General features: G+C 34.3%; 16 protein-coding genes. 4 read left to right on the top strand and 12 right to left on the bottom strand.

What is annotated here, in order from left to right; all coding sequences use genetic code 11:
* Positions 1-48: 48 nt before the first annotated feature.
* Genes MKY29_RS05815 through MKY29_RS05800 form a run of 4 tightly spaced genes read right to left on the bottom strand, consistent with a single transcriptional unit; the run spans position 49 to position 2,853 of the window.
* Complete coding sequence (locus MKY29_RS05815; protein WP_093494300.1) at positions 49-960, bottom strand: RluA family pseudouridine synthase; 912 nt, start codon at positions 958-960, stop codon at positions 49-51.
* Positions 957-1,763 carry an NAD kinase gene (locus MKY29_RS05810; RefSeq protein WP_090563176.1) on the bottom strand — a complete coding sequence of 269 codons (807 nt, stop codon included), beginning with the start codon at positions 1,761-1,763 and terminating at the stop codon, positions 957-959. Before MKY29_RS05810 ends, MKY29_RS05815 begins: the two co-directional genes overlap by 4 nt.
* Positions 1,760-2,437 (bottom strand): GTP pyrophosphokinase, encoded by a 678-nt coding sequence (locus MKY29_RS05805; RefSeq protein ID WP_093494299.1) that lies wholly within the window; start codon positions 2,435-2,437, stop codon positions 1,760-1,762. Before MKY29_RS05805 ends, MKY29_RS05810 begins: the two co-directional genes overlap by 4 nt.
* Before the next feature lie 32 nt (positions 2,438-2,469).
* Entirely contained in the window at positions 2,470-2,853 is a 384-nt protein-coding gene (locus tag MKY29_RS05800) for a UPF0738 family protein (RefSeq protein ID WP_093494298.1), read from the bottom strand.
* 97 nt (positions 2,854-2,950) lie between these two features.
* Between MKY29_RS05800 and MKY29_RS05795 the strand changes: the two genes are divergently transcribed.
* From MKY29_RS05795 to MKY29_RS05780, 4 genes are all read left to right on the top strand, one after another.
* On the top strand, positions 2,951-3,526 hold the full coding sequence (locus tag MKY29_RS05795) for a CYTH domain-containing protein (RefSeq protein ID WP_340879295.1): 576 nt from the start codon (positions 2,951-2,953) through the stop codon (positions 3,524-3,526).
* 5 nt (positions 3,527-3,531) lie between these two features.
* Complete coding sequence (locus MKY29_RS05790; protein ID WP_093494296.1) at positions 3,532-4,185, top strand: lytic transglycosylase domain-containing protein; 654 nt, start codon at positions 3,532-3,534, stop codon at positions 4,183-4,185.
* 619 nt (positions 4,186-4,804) lie between these two features.
* On the top strand, positions 4,805-5,203 hold the full coding sequence (locus tag MKY29_RS05785; RefSeq protein ID WP_090563181.1) for a globin domain-containing protein: 399 nt from the start codon (positions 4,805-4,807) through the stop codon (positions 5,201-5,203).
* Positions 5,200-6,018: a ClpXP adapter SpxH family protein gene (locus tag MKY29_RS05780; protein WP_241596219.1), complete on the top strand. Its 819-nt coding sequence runs from the start codon at positions 5,200-5,202 to the stop codon at positions 6,016-6,018. The genes MKY29_RS05785 and MKY29_RS05780 overlap by 4 nt, the downstream gene beginning before the upstream one ends.
* A gap of 540 nt (positions 6,019-6,558) precedes the next feature.
* On the opposite strand, the gene MKY29_RS05775 is transcribed toward MKY29_RS05780, so the two are convergent.
* From MKY29_RS05775 to MKY29_RS05740, 8 genes are read right to left on the bottom strand one after another with little or no spacing between them, the layout of a single operon-like run.
* Positions 6,559-7,239, bottom strand: a complete 681-nt coding sequence (locus tag MKY29_RS05775) for a DUF4956 domain-containing protein (RefSeq protein WP_241596222.1) — start codon at positions 7,237-7,239, stop codon at positions 6,559-6,561.
* A 24-nt stretch (positions 7,240-7,263) separates the two neighbouring features.
* Positions 7,264-7,971: a polyphosphate polymerase domain-containing protein gene (locus tag MKY29_RS05770; protein WP_093494293.1), complete on the bottom strand. Its 708-nt coding sequence runs from the start codon at positions 7,969-7,971 to the stop codon at positions 7,264-7,266.
* Between the two features lies 1 nt (position 7,972).
* A complete protein-coding gene (gene pelG / locus MKY29_RS05765) occupies positions 7,973-11,071 on the bottom strand; it encodes an exopolysaccharide Pel transporter PelG (protein ID WP_340879294.1) in 3,099 nt (1,032 codons plus the stop codon).
* Between the two features lie 5 nt (positions 11,072-11,076).
* Positions 11,077-12,489, bottom strand: coding sequence for a GT4 family glycosyltransferase PelF (pelF, locus tag MKY29_RS05760; RefSeq protein ID WP_340879293.1), 1,413 nt, complete (start codon positions 12,487-12,489; stop codon positions 11,077-11,079).
* A 1-nt stretch (position 12,490) separates the two neighbouring features.
* Entirely contained in the window at positions 12,491-14,326 is a 1,836-nt protein-coding gene (locus MKY29_RS05755; RefSeq protein WP_340879292.1) for a DUF2194 domain-containing protein, read from the bottom strand.
* Positions 14,301-15,218 (bottom strand): hypothetical protein, encoded by a 918-nt coding sequence (locus MKY29_RS05750; protein WP_340879291.1) that lies wholly within the window; start codon positions 15,216-15,218, stop codon positions 14,301-14,303. The genes MKY29_RS05755 and MKY29_RS05750 overlap by 26 nt, the downstream gene beginning before the upstream one ends.
* 1 nt (position 15,219) lies before the next feature.
* A complete protein-coding gene (locus MKY29_RS05745) occupies positions 15,220-17,394 on the bottom strand; it encodes an NAD-dependent epimerase/dehydratase family protein (RefSeq protein WP_340879290.1) in 2,175 nt (724 codons plus the stop codon).
* 48 nt (positions 17,395-17,442) lie between these two features.
* Positions 17,443-18,771, bottom strand: coding sequence for a right-handed parallel beta-helix repeat-containing protein (locus tag MKY29_RS05740; protein ID WP_340879289.1), 1,329 nt, complete (start codon positions 18,769-18,771; stop codon positions 17,443-17,445).
* Positions 18,772-19,089 lie beyond the last annotated feature (318 nt).

The raw sequence follows: 19,089 nt of genomic DNA, 5'->3' as shown, positions 1-19,089 counted from the left end.
TCAACAAAATGCCCTATAAATATGAATTCCCACCATTCCTCCTATAAATTAGGAAGAAATAGTGGGAATAAGCTCTTTCAGGTCTTCTGGGAAAGGAGCAATTAAATGAACTTTCTCTTTTGTAAAGGGATGAACCAAGGTCAGTTCTCTCGCATGAAGCGCTTGTCTATTTATTAACCTTAGATTGCCACCATATAAATCATCGCCTAGTAAGGGATGACCTATGGACATCATATGCACTCGAATCTGATGTGTCCGACCAGTATGTAACTGTAATCGCACATGCGTAAGCTTTTCTCCAATATTTTCAAATCGGGACAATACTTGAACAGAGGTTTTGGCTTGTTTACCTTCAGAATCGATAACTCTTTCAATAATGCTTCCATTCTTTCTACCAATGGGAGCATCTATAAGAAATTCATCTTGTTGAATATGGCCATGAACAATTGCCTCATATGTTCGTGAGATTTGTCCAGACTTTTGCATTTCACTTAATAAATGATGAGCATGTCGATGCTTTGCGACACAAATGATACCGGATGTGTCCTTATCCAGCCTAGTTACAATATGTACAGTAGAGGATAACCCACTCTCCTCCAAATATCCAGCTAGAAAATTCGCCATTGTACCAGTAGGATGCTCTCTAGACGGAATTGTACTAATCCCAGCAGCCTTTGTGAGAATGAGAAGATGATTATCCTCCATCAAAATAGGAAACCGTACTTGCTGTGGAATTAGTCCGTCACTTTTTTTCTCTGGTGGAAATGTAATCTGTACCATATCACCTGAATCTAATTTATGCCTTACCGTCTTCTCTACTCCATTAACGGTAATTTTACCACCCTCGTATTTAATACTAGTCAATGCTTTTTTTGAAATACCATATTTGCGAATTGCATCTCGAAGTAATTGTTGCGGTTCATCTATTCGAAATGTTAATTGGATTAATTCTTCCTTCATATTTCCAAATCACTATCAATAAAGGAGGAATGTACTCTGTGCCAAAATGGAAATGCTCTAAACCGAGCGAAGCGTACTTTTTCATCTGCTACTCGATACTTAATAGATAGAACATCTTTATGTAATAGCTGAAGATGATCCACCGTTACCATGAAATCTGGTCCTTTTACAGGTTTTAGTAAACATGAGTGATGTTTTGGCAAGACAAGCGATGAACCTACGGTACGAAACACTCTGTTATTAATAGATGCGATTTCAGCAAGTTGAATTGCCTCTAGGGAAGGATGAACAATGGCACCTCCAAGTGCTTTGTTATACGCTGTACTTCCCGATGGAGTAGACATACATAATCCATCTCCTCTAAAACGTTCAAAATGATCACCGTTCAACTCCACATCCATTACCAAAGTAACGTCTGGGGATTTTACAGTCGACTCATTTAACGCCAAATAGACTGAACTATCTTCACCATGTCTATAATTAATCGTCACCTCAAGTAATGGGTATTCTATTACTTCAAATTCTTTCTTCGCAATACTAATAACTAGCTTTTCAATTTCTTCTGGTTTCCAGTCCGCATAAAAACCTAGATGCCCAGTGTGTAGCCCCACAAACGCCACAGAGGTGGTTAAATGCTTGTATTTATGAAAGGCATGTAGTAATGTGCCATCGCCACCAATTGATAAGACAATATCTGGATTTTCTTCATCTATTACCAATCCAAAATCTACTAGATACGTTTTAGCGCTTTCCATTAATTCATTGGATAAATCATCATTTCGAGACAATATGAAAAACTTCATTCACGTGACCTCTCTTTCGTATCGGTTTCATGGAGACTTGGATGAGAAAGTTCCTTATTTTCACTAAAGTATTTTTGTGCTTCTTGGATTTCTCCTCGAATTAAAGACATTTCTTCATCTAATCGAAATGCCGCTTCAGCTGCATATTGAAGCCTCTTTTTTATTTCTTCTGGAAAGATTCCTTTATACTTATAATTCAAGGAATGCTCGATGGATGCCCAAAAATTCATTGCTAATGTTCGTATTTGAATTTCAGCAAGAATATTTATCTCCCCATGAATTGTTTGAACAGGATATTCAATAATTACATGGTAGGATCTATACCCACTTTGCTTTTTGTGAGAAATGTAATCGCGCTCCTCAATAATTCTTATATCATTTCTAGTACGCAGTAAACTTACGACTGTTTCTATATCATCTACAAATTGACACATCATTCGTAAGCCTGCAATATCTGGAATTTCCTGCGCCAACGTATCGGAAGGCTCAAATACTATTCCTTTTTCTAATGATTTATCATAAATACTAGCAAGTGGTTTGACACGACCTGTTACAAATTCTATCGGTGAATTTGTATTATCTCTCTCAAACTGAGCTCGCATTCCTTTTAATTTTACTTTTAACTCTGAAACTGCCTGCTTGTACGGCTCTAAAAAGCGATCCCACTGCCCCATAAGCTTGACCTCCACTTCCCTTGAACTAAGTACTATGCTTTTAAAATTTCGCTAAATGCTTCTTCCACAGCTCGGGAAAAATCAGCACCGTAATTGTCGTTACCTTCAATATTGAAAATAAGCATATTTAGTTCTTCTTTAAAGCCAAGTAGAGTCAGCTCTTTTTCACCGATTTGCAACGAAGGATCTTCTACTGCTTTTAAGGTATTTACGAGCAATGGCCAAACTTCCTGACCAAACTTTAAATAATGATACTCAGTCTCATCTTCTAATAGGTAGATAAAAGCATTTGAATCCGAATCAGTAATCATTTGACCAGCCGCTTTTATATTAGGATTATTAGGAAACACCTCTAGTGTAAATCGTATATCATTTTCTAATTGAATACCACTATGCACATTATAAGTAATAGGCAAAATAATCGTTCCTTTCTGTCCATTCTTCCACTATTTTAACATATTGAAACTAGTTGAAAAGCGCATATAATAGAAATAATAGGAAAGGTCGTGTATTATGCAAACCGAAAAAGAAATAGAATTTAAAAATTTATTAACAAAACAAGAATTTGAGCTATTTATATCGTATTTTCAGGTAGACGATAAGGACTTTCGTTCACAAACGAATTATTATTTTGATACGCAAGATAACTTTTTTAAGAACAATAGGATGGGTTTTCGCTTGCGTGTTTTAAGTAACCAAAATGAGCTTACACTTAAACGACCGATAGAAGAACATGTAATGGAAGAGAATACAGTACATATATCTGACCAAGAAAGAGATGCAATCATTACCAAAACCTCTTTTCCTTCTATTCCCTTTTTGGAGCAGTTTAATCTTGATTCTCCATTAATATGTATTGGAACCTTGCAAACAAATCGTGTCCAAGTACCTTTTGAAAATGGAATTCTTTTTTTAGATCATTCCATTTATAGTCAAACAGAGGATTTTGAGGTAGAATATGAGAGTAGTGATGTAAAATATGGAGAAAAAGTGTTTCTTGATTTGCTAGATTCACACAATATCCCCATTCGACACACTGACAAAAAAATTGCTCGCCTTGTGAAATATAACAACAAGTTGAAAGGTTGATCCCTTTGGATATTCAATCCCTAAAAGTTTTAATGGAGATAAATGCAATGCAATCACTAGGAAGTGTACAGAGTTCACAAAATAACACTTCCACTTCATCCATGTTCTCAGATATGTTAGGACAAGTGCTACAATCTAATACAGGAGATCAGTCAACTGAAGATTTAACTTCTTTACTATATAGTGGTGACTCCCCTGTATTTGTACCATCTAATATATATTCTGGGCAGAGTAGTTTAGCAGATGTCATTTCTTCTTATTCATCCACTTCTACAAATAATAGGACAGATTATGATGAAATAATTAAGAAAGCCGCAGCAACTTACAATGTTCCAGAAAAACTTATTTCATCCATCATTAAACAAGAGTCTAATTTTAACCCAGCAGCTACTAGTTCTGCTGGAGCTTCAGGGCTAATGCAATTAATGCCAGGTACCGCTAAGTATTTAGGTGTTACTAATACGTTAGATCCTGAACAAAACATAATGGGTGGAGCCAAATATATCAGCCAAATGCTCTCTCAATTTGACGGAAATATCGAAACGGCCCTAGCAGCATATAATGCAGGACCGGGAGCCGTAAAAAAATACGATGGTATCCCACCATATAAAGAAACACAAAATTACGTTCAAAAAGTAATGAATCACTTCCAAGCATAGCCCGAGTAACAACAACCTATTAAATTTAATAGGTTGTTTTTTTAAAAGATTAGAAAGTATATAAAAATGTCCTGCGATCAATGGGGTCGCGGAATTTTAAAAACGAAAAAAACTATAATTTCCGTTTCAACGCACTTCATGATTCGAAACTAGCGTAGAGATTTAGAAACAGGTGGACCCTTTCCGCGGGAGTTGCCACCTCTAAAAGATGAAAAAAGTAGTTCATGTTTTCTACTATCGGAAATAAAGTAAAATAGTAAGTTATTTGCCTGTAAAGAAAAGAAGTAGCTTAGGCAAACAAATGCCATTAGAGTGCCCCAAAAAGATGCTTTTGCTTTTCTTGTAGGTATACTCGTTTTTTTTATCTTAAAAAGCTATTTACTTGCGCTGGTAGGTGTATTACTTGCTCTGTCATAGGATTTACTTGCGTTACTTTTTAACATAATTGCGCTCATAACTTGCTTACTTGCTTTTAAGTACAATTTACTTGCGGAACGCGTAATTTATCCATTTTTTACTACATTCCATCTTTTGCTTTTCTATGAGATAATCTAATTGTTTGAGATATTTGGGTTTCGTTGATAGAATAAGTATAGTGCTAGAGCAAAGGAGTAAGAAAATGACACAGAAGCCAATACTTCCTTACGATGAAATCGGAGCAGAGAAATTACATCAGCTTGTCGATACGTTTTATGGCAATGTAGCAAAGCATCCGCTGCTTATACCGATTTTTCCAGACGATTTATCGGAAACAGCTAGAAAACAAAAACAATTTTTAACTCAATATTTAGGTGGACCTAATTTATATACAGAAGAACACGGACATCCGATGATGAAGATGCGCCATAATCCATTTCCTATTACGCCAAAACGCGCGCAAGCTTGGCTCTCCTGCATGAGAGATGCAATGGATAAAGTAGGTTTAGAAGGCAAGGTTCGCGATACATTTTATAGACGTCTAGAGCTTACAGCTAACCACATGGTCAATCAAATGAGTCATGAGGAGGAAGAAATGTGACAAGAATACAAATTCCGTCCGAGACGTTCACATCCCCATTAGTAAACAAGCCGCTTGAAATGTATGTGTTTTTGGACCCGTTATGTCCGACTTGTTGGGATATGCAACCTACCCTTCGGAAATTGCAAGTAGAGTATGGACAGTATTTTACTGTACGCACTGTTCTTAGTACTCAATTAAATAAGTTAAATATAATGTGTAACTTCCCAAGTTCCAATTTGGGTAATGATTCTTATAATATTTCCCAAATTGAACACTCTGTTTTTCCTTCAATAGCTGTGAAAGCTGCAGAATTTCAAGGAAAGAAAGCTGCTTTACGATTTTTCATAAAAATACAAGAGTATCTGTTTTTGAACACTAAAAACGTCACATCCTTTTCTGTATTACAGGAGATAGCAAAAGAAGTTAATCTTGATGTAGATGAATTTACTCGTGACTTTCTTTCCAATGAATGTGCTAGGTCCTTTCAAAGCGACCTATCCATTACATGTGAAATGGAAGTGGACTCTTTTCCAAGTATTGTATTCTTTAATGAAAATATCGAAGATGAAGGTATAAAAGTAGCTGGAAATTATCCTTATGAGATATATGTACAAATCCTGCAAGAAATGCTATATGAAAAGCCAGAAATTCAAGATCCTCCATCACTGGAAAAACTTTTTGATCGATTCCATTCTTTAACCACAAATGAAATTGCAAGCTATTATAATATTTCCGATCAATTAGCTGACCGTGAACTTAAAAAACTACTATTATTACAAAAAGTTGAAAGACTTCTCTTACCAAACACAACCGTGTTATGGCGATTAAAATAAATAAACAACAGCCTATCTGATTGAAAGATAGGCTGTTGTTTTATATTAGTCTCAATTTATATTACAAATAATTTATAACTCTCTAAAACTCGACCAATCTTATCATCTAAGCGATTAGCTCTGCTACCTCTTATAGGAAGTACTACACACTAATGAATTGTAGTGGAAGGTGACAACTCTAGCAGGATCAGTGAGACAAATGAAACATCACAACGTACCCGAAGTGGCGGTGATGGTTCATCGCTCACCCTGCGGAACGCGTCCACCTGAAACGGAAATCAGCTATACTATCCCTTTAATAAAGTCCCACGAACCCAGTGTTTACGGAACATTTTTATATTCTTTGCTACCTTTTATGAAAAACCGGACTAAAAGTAAAATGTACCTTCTAAGATAGACACTTTGAAAAAAGTCCTTCTTATAGGGTATATTTGTCTTCTACCAAAAGCTAGTCCAAAAAAAGAAAATTCGCTACGACTGTTTGATCCACATTATACAGATCTCTGGACATTCAATTTAAAGACCTCCGGCTAAGGACTTTTATTGTGCATAGTCGCCAGTATAGTTAACTAAAGAGCATGATTCTATTCCCTTTATGTTATCAATTGTTTTCATAAATGCAGTATTGTCGTCACGTAAGCTAATTTCTACAGTTAATTCCGTGAAGCTATTTCTGATTGACTTCGATTTAAGTTTTGTATCAAGTTTTCTTAATTGCACTCTTAGGTCATCAGTTGCCTCTTCTGTATGTCTGATAACCAATAAATAGGCTTGGTGTTTACTTTTCTTTTTAGAAAGCCATGCTAGCGTCAAGCCAAAAGCCAATGAACCTATCATTGCTAATGGATACATTTTGGCACCCGTTGCGATTCCTGCCGCTATTGCCCAAAACATGTATACGATATCTAATGGGTCTTTTACCGCAGTTCTAAATCGGACAATACTCAGTGCTCCGACCATCCCTAGTGATAAAATAATATTTGTACTTATCGTCATGATGATTAATGTTGTGATCATCGTCATTAATACGAAAGAAACATTGTAATTGTAACTGTAAACAACTCCACGAAAATATCTTTTATAGACAAAATAAATGAACATGCCAATTGCAAATGAACATGCTAACCCTAAAAATATATCAATATAGGAGACGCTTCGAAATGCTTCCAGATGAAGTACACTTTTTTTTATCACATCTTGAAAGTTAATTGTATCATTCATATTTATTCCCCTTAAAAGAACCTATTATTTAAAATGTTTTATATTCTCTTCTCTGCATATAACGTACTTAGATATAGCAGAGCGAACAAATCTTTCTGGTTGCACTAATTGACGTATATTATCTGGAAGGAATTGATCGAATTTGACTTCTAAAATCGTCTGCTCTGGTAAGAGAGGCTCTTCTAGCATCAAGTTTGGATCAAATAAATCAATCGTATTAACTCCTGCTGACATTTTTTTATCAAACGTAATACGTACATTTCCCAGTTCATATACATAAGCTTCCCGGACATAGTCTACAATTACGGTAGGAAGAAAATTTCGATACTTTAAAGCTGCATAAAACTCTTTTATTAAAGGCTGATCCTTACCAGATAAAACATCTATATTTCCTTTTAAAATAGCATCGTATTCAGCACGTGTCACTGGCGCTGATTCCTTCGAAATAAAATCTCCAAACTTACTTTTTCTCTCTAAACTAATTTTTTGATCGCTTCCATTATAAATTCGTATACGGTACTTTTCCCTATTAAACACACCATTGTTTTTATCATAGAGAGAGTGATTATGTATTCCGTCAAAATACAAGCTACGTATGCCATATCCTTCATGCGTTTGTGAATTCTTATCTATTGTTAGAACAGATGAAACCTTTTGTCGAAGTGAAAGGTAGTCAAATATATGCAAATAATATTTCAACTCATGTCTAAATCTTTTATCGTGTAAATTCATATTATTCCACCTTAAAATCCCTTATTCCAAAGTACTCATTTCCTTCCTCATCAATATGCATATCAAAGGATGTTTGTTCGTTTCCTTCACTGTCTACTACAGTGACTTTCCAGTAATATTGACCATTCTCCGGCTTTTTCATTTTAAATTCATTTTCGCGGAAATCTTTTTTTACTTCTAAGATTTCTGTGAATAATGGATCACGAGCGACAGTCACGGTGTAAAAAAGATCTTCTTGTTGAAGATCAAAAGAAATTTGCCAAGAGAATAATAACTCCGTATCCGTAACGACGACATCGTCTGTGTAAAATGGTTTCGGCTTTTCAATATCTTCATAAAACCTTTGTTTTGCTCTTTCAGGTGTATCTTTCAACAACTGTAAGTCCGCTTCAAAATTAGTATTCAAATCTGGTAGGTATTGAATATCTGGCTCCCTATACAGGAAAGGTTTTACTAAATCAGCATATTGATTTAACTGTGCTTCGACTGTTTTCGAATTGATTGTTTTAGATAGTTCCTCCACTTTGTCGATTAGTTGTTGAACATTTTTTTCATTTCGGAAATAACGATTATGCAACGTGTTTCCCCAAAAGTTACTTAAACCAGCTTGGTATGGCCTTATAGAATTCTCATTTCTCTGTAATTCCCATGCTCCATCATAATCCCATGGTAGGATGAACCATTTATCGGAGTTTAACGGTGAATATAGATAGAAGTTGTTGGCGTCTGTATCCATATTGTCCATTAGAATATTCGTTGCGGTCCATGTTAAAAAGTTATCCAAATCAAAATGCTTTTCCATTACTTCCTCAATCGGCATTGCCATATTGTTGACGTCATCCAACATTGAGATTAGCTTGTCATGCTCTTCTCTTCCCTTTATCTCTAGAATCGTTTCAAATATTTTTTTATCGTATGTTGGGTCTGTTTGCGATTTAATTTCATTTGGATATCTTTGAAACTCAAAAAAAGTGACTTTGTATAAGTTACCACTTGGATCTAACCAGTGATTTTTTAAAAACATTTCGTTCGGTTGTTCTACTTGGGTATACAAACCATAATCTTGAAATGCTTCAGTTTTCCCATCAGATAAGTCTTTCACATATAAATGTACAAATTGCGTTCGCAGGCTTGTCATATTAGACATATTCTCCATCAAATCAAAACTTAGCTTATTTCGAACTCGGCTTAAATCACCAATATGTTTATTTAGATTAATAGTCCGCTGATTTTGCCACAAACCAGCTGTATCAAACAACTTAATCTTGTATGACTTTTGAGCAGCATAACGGGAAGTGTTACCTCTTAGACTAATTTTCGCATTAGCATCCACAGCACCATTGCCAAACATACCTTCGTTTGACCCTTTACCATCCTCTGTACCTTCCGCAAAAATAATATCCATTTTTTCTTCACTATATCGGTCCGTTATACGATTTAAAGAATACCAATCTAGTTGTTCCTTATCATCAGGTAAAACTGTAATATATAATGACTTGATAGAACCATCTTCATCACGTTCATACAATCTTTTATCTTCCACTAATTTTTCATTGTTTTCTTCCTGTACTTCCGCCTTCTCCTCCACTTTTTCGGTATACTCTATGCTTTCTTTTGTCGGTGAACAACCAACCAAAATGAAGCTTGAGGTGACAATAATAGCTAGCGTCGTGACAATTTTAGAGAATGAGAAATATGTTTTTCTCTGTTTCTTATGTGTGCTTAATGGTTGCGAACAGAACGTATAGTAATCAATATTAGATAGGACGTATATTAATCTCCCAATTGTTAGTATTAAAACTATGAAAGACGCCACGAACATTCCAAGTCCGTTTATTCCTATCTTCATGCTGGTATAAGTTAAAATACCATTTAAACAAAAAAATAATGCACTAATAACTAACACGCCTTTCTGGTCATCAAAATACATTAGCGCATGTAGTATGACAAACATAATAATAAAGAAAAAATACGCAAGACATAATAAAATAAACAAATCTAATTGTTCCATCGAAAATCCGAATTTTGGTAGAAAAACAATACCAATTGCTATAGATAAAGCTGTAAAAAGAAGCTGTACTTCTACTAAAAAACCGATGCGATGCAACAATACATCTTGCATTTTTTTCTTTGCGATATTCATACTTTTATATGTGCCACCATCTATTACGTTTTTATAATAGTTTAAGAAACGTTCATAGAAATCTGTTTCTACTATTACGACAAACATGACAAGAGAAGGGACCACTGAAATATACGCATAAAAGACCGGTAAATCATAAAAGGGCATCAGTTTAAATTTCTCTGAAACTATTAAATGATCATCTGAGAAAAACCAGTAAACAAAGTTATGGACATATACGCCTGCATAGACAAACAAACCGCTAAAAAAGATAGTAGGATATTTTTGAAAGTAACGCATAAATGAAAAGTAGTTCCTTTGTTCATTTGGTGGGAATACTTGTTCAAAATGATACATTGCTGAACCTACAATAATTGCAAATCCAATATCCATTCCAACTAAAGAGATTGTTGTTGCGCTAAATGTTGTAAATTGGAATAAGATATAGCTTACAATAATAGTGGCCAATACCCCGATTGCAAAACCCCGGACGATCCGCTTATAATCTTTAAGTGCTGATAAATACACTCCTTGAATCCAAATAATGATTAGTTCTATAAAAAACAAATACGCAGCTATTTTATATCCTATACTTTCTTCCACTCCATATAGAAAAATACCAGTAATAATTCCTCCAATAGGCAAAATGGTAATCAACGCTCCATAAAAAGAGGAGATAATTTCTTCATATTTTTTTTGATAAATCATATCTGCGATGAATCTAGTTAAAACCATTGAAAGACCTGAAGTCAAAACGATTGAAAAAATGAAACAATACGTCATTGTGGAGATGAATAATTCATTTTCTATAAATCTACTGCCATTTGCTAACATCATATTTTGTTGGACAAACACTAAAATTATACATAAGATCATTGGACCAATCGTTGTCAAGGAAGAATATGCATAAGCTTTCATATTTTGAAGAATTCCTTCTTCTCTATATAATTTTCGTAGTTCAAAACCTATACCAGCCATTCTATTTACCCTCCTACCGATTGATACAAATTCCTGTAAGCTGCAATAAATTCGCTTCGTTTGTATTTATTTTTTACACGATTAAACCCGTTTACGCCCATTTTTTCTCTTAAGTTTGCATCCTGGCATAATTTGATGACGTAATTTGCAATCTCCTCATAGTGCATAACCGGTGCTATGAAACCAGCCTTACCAAAATCATCGTCCCCACTACCATTGATCAATTCTCTACAACCACCAACATTTGTACATACAAAAGGTTTGGAGCTTGCCAAGCCCTCTAAGATTGCTAATGGTTGTCCTTCACTAATACTTGTCAACATCAGAATATCCATTTGACCGACATATTCTTTCACCTGTACCATTCCAGTAAAAGTAACCTTACTTACACCTAAAGCATCCACCAATTGTATGCACTCTTCATAGTAAGCATCATCTTCATCGGCTGGCCCCATAATGAATAATTCAACATTTGGTACTTCTCTTTCCACTAGCGCAAAGCTTTGAATCATCGTTTTAATGTCCTTAATCGGCACCACTCGAACGATGGCTCCTATTCGGATGATCCCATCGTCAGGAGCTTTCAATAGATTACTATAATTTATGACATCCACACCATTTGGAATAATGAGGATTTTGTCTTCTGGACACCCTAATTCTATTTCTATTTCTTTATTTCTATTGAACAATGTTATTACTTTGTCAGAAGTCTCATAAATAGAATTGGATAATGTATAGAAGTAGTTGATCCATAAATCTTTGAAATATCCTTTGACCCAATCCGCCTTTATAATTTCTTCTTCTCTTTCGCGCGAATATATACCATGTTCCGTTAATAGGAGTGGCTTATCGTATAAACACTTTGCAAGTGCCCCTACTACTCCTGCATACCCAGTAGATACAGAATGATATATATCCGCTTTTGGAACTTCATGGCGAATGGTTAAAAATAGGGGTAAGATCATAGAATTTACTGTCCAGAATAGTTCTGTAAAAGGAACTTGACTGTATTCATTTTTCCCTAAATACTCCACTAGGTCAAAATAGTCTTTACTAGACAAAAATTCTCCGACATTTTCGAACTTATTACTTTTTATTAAATCAAATAGTTCTTTCCAATTAACCTCGTTACTCCCGTTCACAAGTGAAACGAGATTATTCCGTTCACTTGTAGATAGGTTATACCGTTTTCCCCATCGTTTCTCTTCGAATAAATATTCATCCAAAAAGATTTCTTTAACCTCTACTAAGTTCGGGGGCAATTCGTACCGGAATTTCCCTTTTTGTTTTGTTTCTGCTCCAATGGCATACACGATAAATTCATGTTCTTGCATTTCTGTGATTAGACTATGAATCCAGCTAGATACCCCACCTGTAACATAAGGATATGAGCCTTCTGCTATCAAACAGATTCTCATTCTAGTTCCCCCCCAATTCTATTTTGAATTTAGAGTCGTTCGCAGTTACTAAGTAAGTACTATCATCTATTTTCTTAACCGTACAATTGTGTAATCGTCCAATTTTTCTTTCTGATCTTAAGATATAGGATGTTTTTGATTTATAGTTAGATATCTTTCCTTCAATACTGTTTTCATTATTTTTCCAGCTTACTTGAGTATGAAGATTTGTAGCCATATCTAGCGATGCTTCCGTAGCAGGCAAAGCACGAACCCAAGGATATGTCTTATGCACACGGGACATGTATTTGTCGTATAGCTTATAGTTTTCTTCCCACCCCATATTATTACTTCTGTCACTGCTTATGACATCATCAGGGTGAACAAAGTGGGAAAACACACCAACTCCAGTCATCGTATTTGCTTCAGCCCAGCGATTATATTCTGTTTCAAAATAACCAGAGGTAACTCGAGGCATTTCAATAATCCCATCTTCTGCAATTTCAAATTCTTGAACATAAGCTAGTCCAGTTTCATCCTCTCCATACAATGAGGAAATCACCGTTAAGTCCGACCATGCCTTCTTCATCGCTTCCCTTCCTTCAGGAGAAAGAACATTAGAAGGTGGTACATAAGAAGTAACTGTATAACCAGGAAATGCGTCCTTCGTATAAATAAGAAGTTCCTCTATAGACTTAGACATATCCTCTTTTTTATCCCATTCTTTATATCCAAATTCGGCTGCAACATTTTTATCAAGTACGAGAGATTGATGGTTATATCCATGAAAACCCAGTTCTCCTCCACTTTTAATAAGCTCACGACCAAAGGAAATAAGGTAATGGCTATCTTTATCTTCTGTATTATTAAATGGGGGTTGCACTCGATCATTGTATGATTCGATAATCGCACCTGTATATCTCAGGTCGTGTTTTTTGGAAGTTTCCAGCATATTCGGCCACCATATTTCTTGGTAAAAAGAAGCAATGTCTCTTCTATATTCTTCGTAAATAACTGGGATAGTCCCTTTTGCTATCGGAGAAGGAAAATCATCGATGTAAAATACTTTCAAATTGAAAATAGAGTATATAAAGTTTGGTTCCAGTAAACTTAATGCCCCTGCAAAAAATCCGCGGTTTATCTTTTCTTGCAGCATTTCTCCGTTGAACGTCATAAAAGCTCCTTTTCCATATTCACTTTTCCATAATAGTGGTATGTTATTGGCACTTTCCGCTAATAACTCTGTTTCAACGTCTAGATCCACACTTATAGCAGAGTTATGGATAAAGTCCTCGTCTATAAAAAGTTCCTTTTCTCCTATTAGTACATTGGAAGTTAAATGCATTCCTTTAGCATCAACAATACTATCAAAAGAAGAGATACCAAATTTGCGATATAAAATTTGATAATCTGTCTCTATATCTAAGACGGACATAAAAAAGATATGTCCCCCTTCGAATACAAATTGCTCAATTTCCTCAGCCTTGCCAATATCTTTTAGCTTGTCCGTTGCCAGTATAACTACTTGGCAGTTCGATAAATTGACCATTTCTTGCGTTATATCCACTTCGTTTGATTTCTTTTTCATATATTGCAGTGAGTGGTACGCATTATCTTTCAACTTTGCGCTATATTCATCCGATGAATTATATAAAATACAGTAGTTTTCTCCACTTTTCTCTACGATATTGTCATGGGAAATGTCTGCTAGAATTTTATCTCTTTGTTCAACCAAGTTTTGATTTTGTTGAAACTTCAAGACGAATTGCGATCGTGAAATCTGTAATAACACACCAAACAGCAATATAAATAAAATAATGATGTATATTTTTTTAGAGAAGTTCCCTTTGTCTCTCATGTCCCATTCCCCCCGACCAATACCTAACAATAGTAAGTGCTCGATTGGAAAGCTTAATGGTCGATTTCTTCAGTTCATCCAATGTACCTTGCATTTTTATTGTAGATTTAGTTGTATAATATAATTTCAATAAACAAATATAAGGATCTTCCGAATTAGAATATTTACGTAAATACTCATAGCAAGTAGTTTCTGCGGCAGAATATTCATTCATTTCCATTTCAGTTTCTATTTTTTCTTGAAACGTTTCCTCGTTCTCGTTACCATTTCGAATAAGTTGACTTAACACATGTATATAAATATATTTATATTTTTTAATGGTCTGCTCATCTAGAAAGCCACTTTTCATATACGCCTTTAACACTAGTGCATATGCAAGTGATAAATGAGCATCTTCCTTATCTTGGTCAAACTTTACCGAAAGCTCTTGCATAGATATAGATAGTTTTCTCTTTATCTCCATCACCGCAGTAACAGCATAATGAGAAGTCTCCGTATCTTCATTCAGCACTGCAGTTTTTAATATGTCCATGTATTGCAATGTGTCTTCTTTTAATACATCAATCATTACTTTCCTTCTAGTAGAGTAGTTACTTACTACTAAAGCATCTTCAATTGGAACAATATCTAGTTCTCTTTCTTTATCTATTTTTTCTTGAATTGCTAGTATCTCTAATGATATGTCCTCGTCTTGTTGACTAATATAACTGCCAAATAATTCTCCTTTACTTTTTATGAATTTATTTGCAATTACAATTGGTAATGTCCACCCAATTACCGGTAAAAACGTTACAATCATCATTTTTAATAGCCACTCTTTAAAATTCTTGTTGGATATCAGTAATAGTAAAAACCCTGATAAAACGATATAAGTCATGTAAAAGTACATCATTTTATATCTCTCCCTCTACCAGTTTCAATCTTAACCCTTTTTTCTCAAATCGTGATAATACAGTTTGCCCGTCATGTTTGGTCGTGTTAGATAGAAGGACAAGTATATTATTGTGTTTACTATGACCGATATAATCCGTTTCTCTGAGTAGACTCGTGATTTCTCTAGAGTATTCGCTAATCGACTTCTCATCGTATACCCCCTCTAATAATAGGAAAGGAGTGTTGTGCTTTTCTTTCGCTTCTTTTTTGCTAATTAAGATTTCCTCGAATATGTTATTCTTCAAAATAGTAGTGTTAGGTACGTAGCGGTCCCTTTCCGTTGCTTCTATATAGCTAAATGCCCTTCCTAAAGCAGATTCCACTAATTCTGAAACTACTTTAAATAAATTTTCATGATAAAGAGAAAAACTCTCAAAGTCGAGATCATTTATCGTAATAATTGCTGCAATTCTATCACGATGATAAATAGGCGCTGCCATTAAAGGTATATTCGGATTAAGTTCTTTATTAACAAAAACTTTTCCATTACTTAAAATACCGCCGACGTATTTTGTCTCCTCCACTTTTATGGAATTGACTCGGTTTATTTCAGAATCATTAGAATGCGCTATTAATCTTAGGAATGTATTATTTTGATTTAAAATATAAATCGAGACATTTTTTACATTCATAATTGTTTGCACAACGTTAACCGTTTTAGTAAATACTTTTTCTGGCTCAAGACCGTCTAATTCTTTTAATATAGAATGGATTTTCCCAAAACTATCTCCACTTTTGAGCATACGTAATTGCAATTCTTCTTTTACTTCTCTCATTTCCGTATAAATTCCGTTTAAAAACTCATATCGGTTCTCTAATTCTTCCCTTTTCGCCTTCTGCTCCCTAAGCATATTGTTTTTTCGTTGAGTAGAGTAGCCTACTACCAATCCAACGAATAGAAATAACGCTAATTGAAAAAAGAATGAAGTATCATACAATAAGGAAACCATTTCCCTACCCTCCATTAATTTTTCAACAATAAGTAACCATACAGATAGTCCTACTGCAATAATTGATTGTCTATTTCCGTATATAACGCCGATCACCATAATGTAAAAAATTCCTATACCCATCATATCTAAAATACTTACCTGGTTCGTTAAGGTGAGCCAAGAAATAATTGAAAAAACTAACAAATTCTCAATATAGGGTTGAACTTTTTTATAGATAGTCGGAATTTTTTTCTTTGTTTGAACAGTAGTTACCGCGCTTTCTTTTTCACCTTGTTTCGTTTGAGCCCAGCTATACGTGCGTTCCAAACCTGCTTCCATGTCATACATTGGACTCCAATCAAGTGCGTCCATCACTTTTTGGTTACTTAAAACAGATTTATAAATATCTCCTTCTCTTGCTAATAAGTTATTTGTTCGTATATCCCCATGAATGTTCTTTAACTTATCAATTATGTTATTTATACTATTTTCCGTGTTTGTAGAAAGATTGTAGATTCCTGCTATAGTAGAATGAGAAGCTCTAAAAATAGCATCTGAGACATCTTCTACATAGATAAAATCTCTTGTCTGCTCCCCATCTCCATACAGATCTAGTGCTTGGTTATTAATAATTCTATCCAAGTAGATGGATATGACTCCTCCTTCTCCAACATTACTTTGTCTTGGTCCATATACATTAGAAAATCGAAAACAAACGCTCTCGAAGTCATGTAATTCTCTCCACTTTTGGCAGTACTCTTCTCCCATCCACTTACTAATTCCATAGGGGGAAATTGGTTTACTAATTTCTTCTTCTTTTAGTGGAAGATGATCATTAAAACCATAAACAGCAGCGGAGGAAGCAAAAATGAATTTTTTCACTTTATATCTTTGGGAAAGTGTTAAAATATTTACTAGTCCGACTACATTTGTTTCTATATCTTCTCGAGGATTTAATAACGAAATTGCGACACTTACCTGAGCGGCTAAATGAACAACTACATCAAATTGGTAAGACTTAAATATTTCCTCACATTTTGGATCTTTAACTGAAAGTATATAACCTTTGTGTTTAAATGTTATATTTTCTCTATTTCCTGTTGATAAATCATCGATTATGAAAACTTCATAACCTTCTTTGTAGTACCTGTCCGCCACATGAGAACCAATAAAACCATATCCACCAGTAATTAATACTCTCATCTCATAACCTTCCCATCATATATTACTAGATTCCAATTATTGATTATTTCATCGAATTTTCTTTAACTTGTTTATAATTATTTTTGTCAAGGAAGGTTGTTTTTCAAATGAATAAATATGATTACCTATAAATAAATTACTAATCTCTTCCTTATCATTTTGTTGTATTGTTTTGTTTTTATTTTTACTGTAAATTGTATTATTGATAAATTGATTCTTAGATGCATTCGCTTGAATTGTTATTTCACCAAAGCCTGCATTTAATTGATCATTAAAACTAAGAATATTATTAATTATGATATTTTTATAAGCTCCTCCGTTACTCTTACTTGACCCACCAATGATTATTCCAGCGCCATTGTTATTGTAAATAATATTATCTTTTACAGTTACATAGGCTGTATTTTTCCCATAATTTTCACTAGCAAGTTCTATTCCAAAATCATTGTTATAAATTAAATTCTTTTCAATCACAATATCTGTTGAGCCATCCGCATATATCCCCCCTGCAGAGTGGCTCCCATTATACGCAGGATTTTTACCAGAACTGTTGTTATATACTTTATTATTTGATATAGTTCCATTTCTTACTTGATCTACACAATTGGATATCGTACATGCTTCATAAAACCCTGCTACATCAATACCAATATTATTGTTGTGATGTATCGTATTTTCAGTAATAGTGAAACCATCCAAGTTTCCACTGAGTGTAAGTGCCTCACTATTCCCAAGAGTTAAATGGTGAATATCATTGTTTTTTATTACAATATTGGACATGGAGTAAGCTGAATTAGCGTAAAATAAAATACCATGTGCATTTCCTTTTGATGATTTATTCTGTATATGATGTACATTATTATTAACGAGTTGAATGTTGCTGCTACCTTCTTTAACGAGTACCCCTGCAGGATATCTATCGGAATTCGAAGTACTTAAATTTCTGATTTCAAAACCATCTATTAGAATGTAACTAGCATTTTCAATAAAAAATAATGCACGGTTTTCGCTTGTTAATACTAAATTTTTTCCATCTAGCACTGGTTGTTCTCCTGGAAATGCTTTGAAAGAGATAAATCCTTCCTCTTTAGAACCAGAGTTTGTAATGTGAATAAACTCTGAATATGTTCCCCCCCGAACATATACAGTTTCTCCATTGTTCAGTGTATCTGCTGCTTTTTGAATTGTTTTCCATGGTGCATCTATTGTCCCATCATTGGAATCATTTCCATTTTCAGATACATAAAAAGTGTCTTTTTCTAAACTTATTGCATTGGCTGGTATAGTAAATGCAATAAACGAATATGCACTAATTAGAACTAATATAATAGCCACATTTATAGCTAGATAGGAAAATATACTTCTTTTTATATCCATTTATTTTTTCCACCCTCAACATACATTACTTTTGTATTAATTTGGTTATCATAATTATAAATAAAAGCTCTTACATTTCTCTTAAATTTAATAAACAGCCATAGTTCATCTAATTTACAGGACTTCAGGCTTATTTTACTAAGAGCATTATACGAATAGCCTCTCTGCTTAATACCGGACTAGCCTCCTCTGTTCATCAATTCATCCTTTTCCCGTCATATTTTAAAATTACAACAATTCAATCTGTAGTTTTAAAATTGTATAGAAAAAAAAGAATTCATTTTGATTATGGTAATCAAAATGAATTCTTTTCTTACA

The sequence above is a fragment of the Psychrobacillus sp. FSL K6-2365 genome (assembly GCF_038003165.1).
GTDB classification, from domain to species: domain Bacteria; phylum Bacillota; class Bacilli; order Bacillales_A; family Planococcaceae; genus Psychrobacillus; species Psychrobacillus psychrodurans.
This window is presented reverse-complemented; position numbering and strand designations above follow the sequence as displayed.

Excerpts from the sequence above, each read along its gene's own strand:
- MKY29_RS05810 (WP_090563176.1), bottom strand. The coding sequence starts at position 1,763 with ATGAAGTTTTTCATATTGTCTCGAAATGATGATTTATCCAATGAATTA.
- MKY29_RS05805 (WP_093494299.1), bottom strand. The coding sequence starts at position 2,437 with ATGGGGCAGTGGGATCGCTTTTTAGAGCCGTACAAGCAGGCAGTTTCA.
- MKY29_RS05795 (WP_340879295.1), top strand. The coding sequence starts at position 2,951 with ATGCAAACCGAAAAAGAAATAGAATTTAAAAATTTATTAACAAAACAA.
- MKY29_RS05815 (WP_093494300.1), bottom strand. The coding sequence starts at position 960 with ATGAAGGAAGAATTAATCCAATTAACATTTCGAATAGATGAACCGCAA.
- MKY29_RS05755 (WP_340879292.1), bottom strand. The coding sequence starts at position 14,326 with ATGAGAGACAAAGGGAACTTCTCTAAAAAAATATACATCATTATTTTA.
- pelF (WP_340879293.1), bottom strand. The coding sequence starts at position 12,489 with ATGAGAATCTGTTTGATAGCAGAAGGCTCATATCCTTATGTTACAGGT.
- MKY29_RS05740 (WP_340879289.1), bottom strand. The coding sequence starts at position 18,771 with ATGGATATAAAAAGAAGTATATTTTCCTATCTAGCTATAAATGTGGCT.
- MKY29_RS05775 (WP_241596222.1), bottom strand. The coding sequence starts at position 7,239 with ATGAATGATACAATTAACTTTCAAGATGTGATAAAAAAAAGTGTACTT.
- MKY29_RS05750 (WP_340879291.1), bottom strand. The coding sequence starts at position 15,218 with ATGATGTACTTTTACATGACTTATATCGTTTTATCAGGGTTTTTACTA.
- MKY29_RS05785 (WP_090563181.1), top strand. The coding sequence starts at position 4,805 with ATGACACAGAAGCCAATACTTCCTTACGATGAAATCGGAGCAGAGAAA.
- MKY29_RS05745 (WP_340879290.1), bottom strand. The coding sequence starts at position 17,394 with ATGAGAGTATTAATTACTGGTGGATATGGTTTTATTGGTTCTCATGTG.
- MKY29_RS05770 (WP_093494293.1), bottom strand. The coding sequence starts at position 7,971 with ATGAATTTACACGATAAAAGATTTAGACATGAGTTGAAATATTATTTG.
- pelG (WP_340879294.1), bottom strand. The coding sequence starts at position 11,071 with ATGGCTGGTATAGGTTTTGAACTACGAAAATTATATAGAGAAGAAGGA.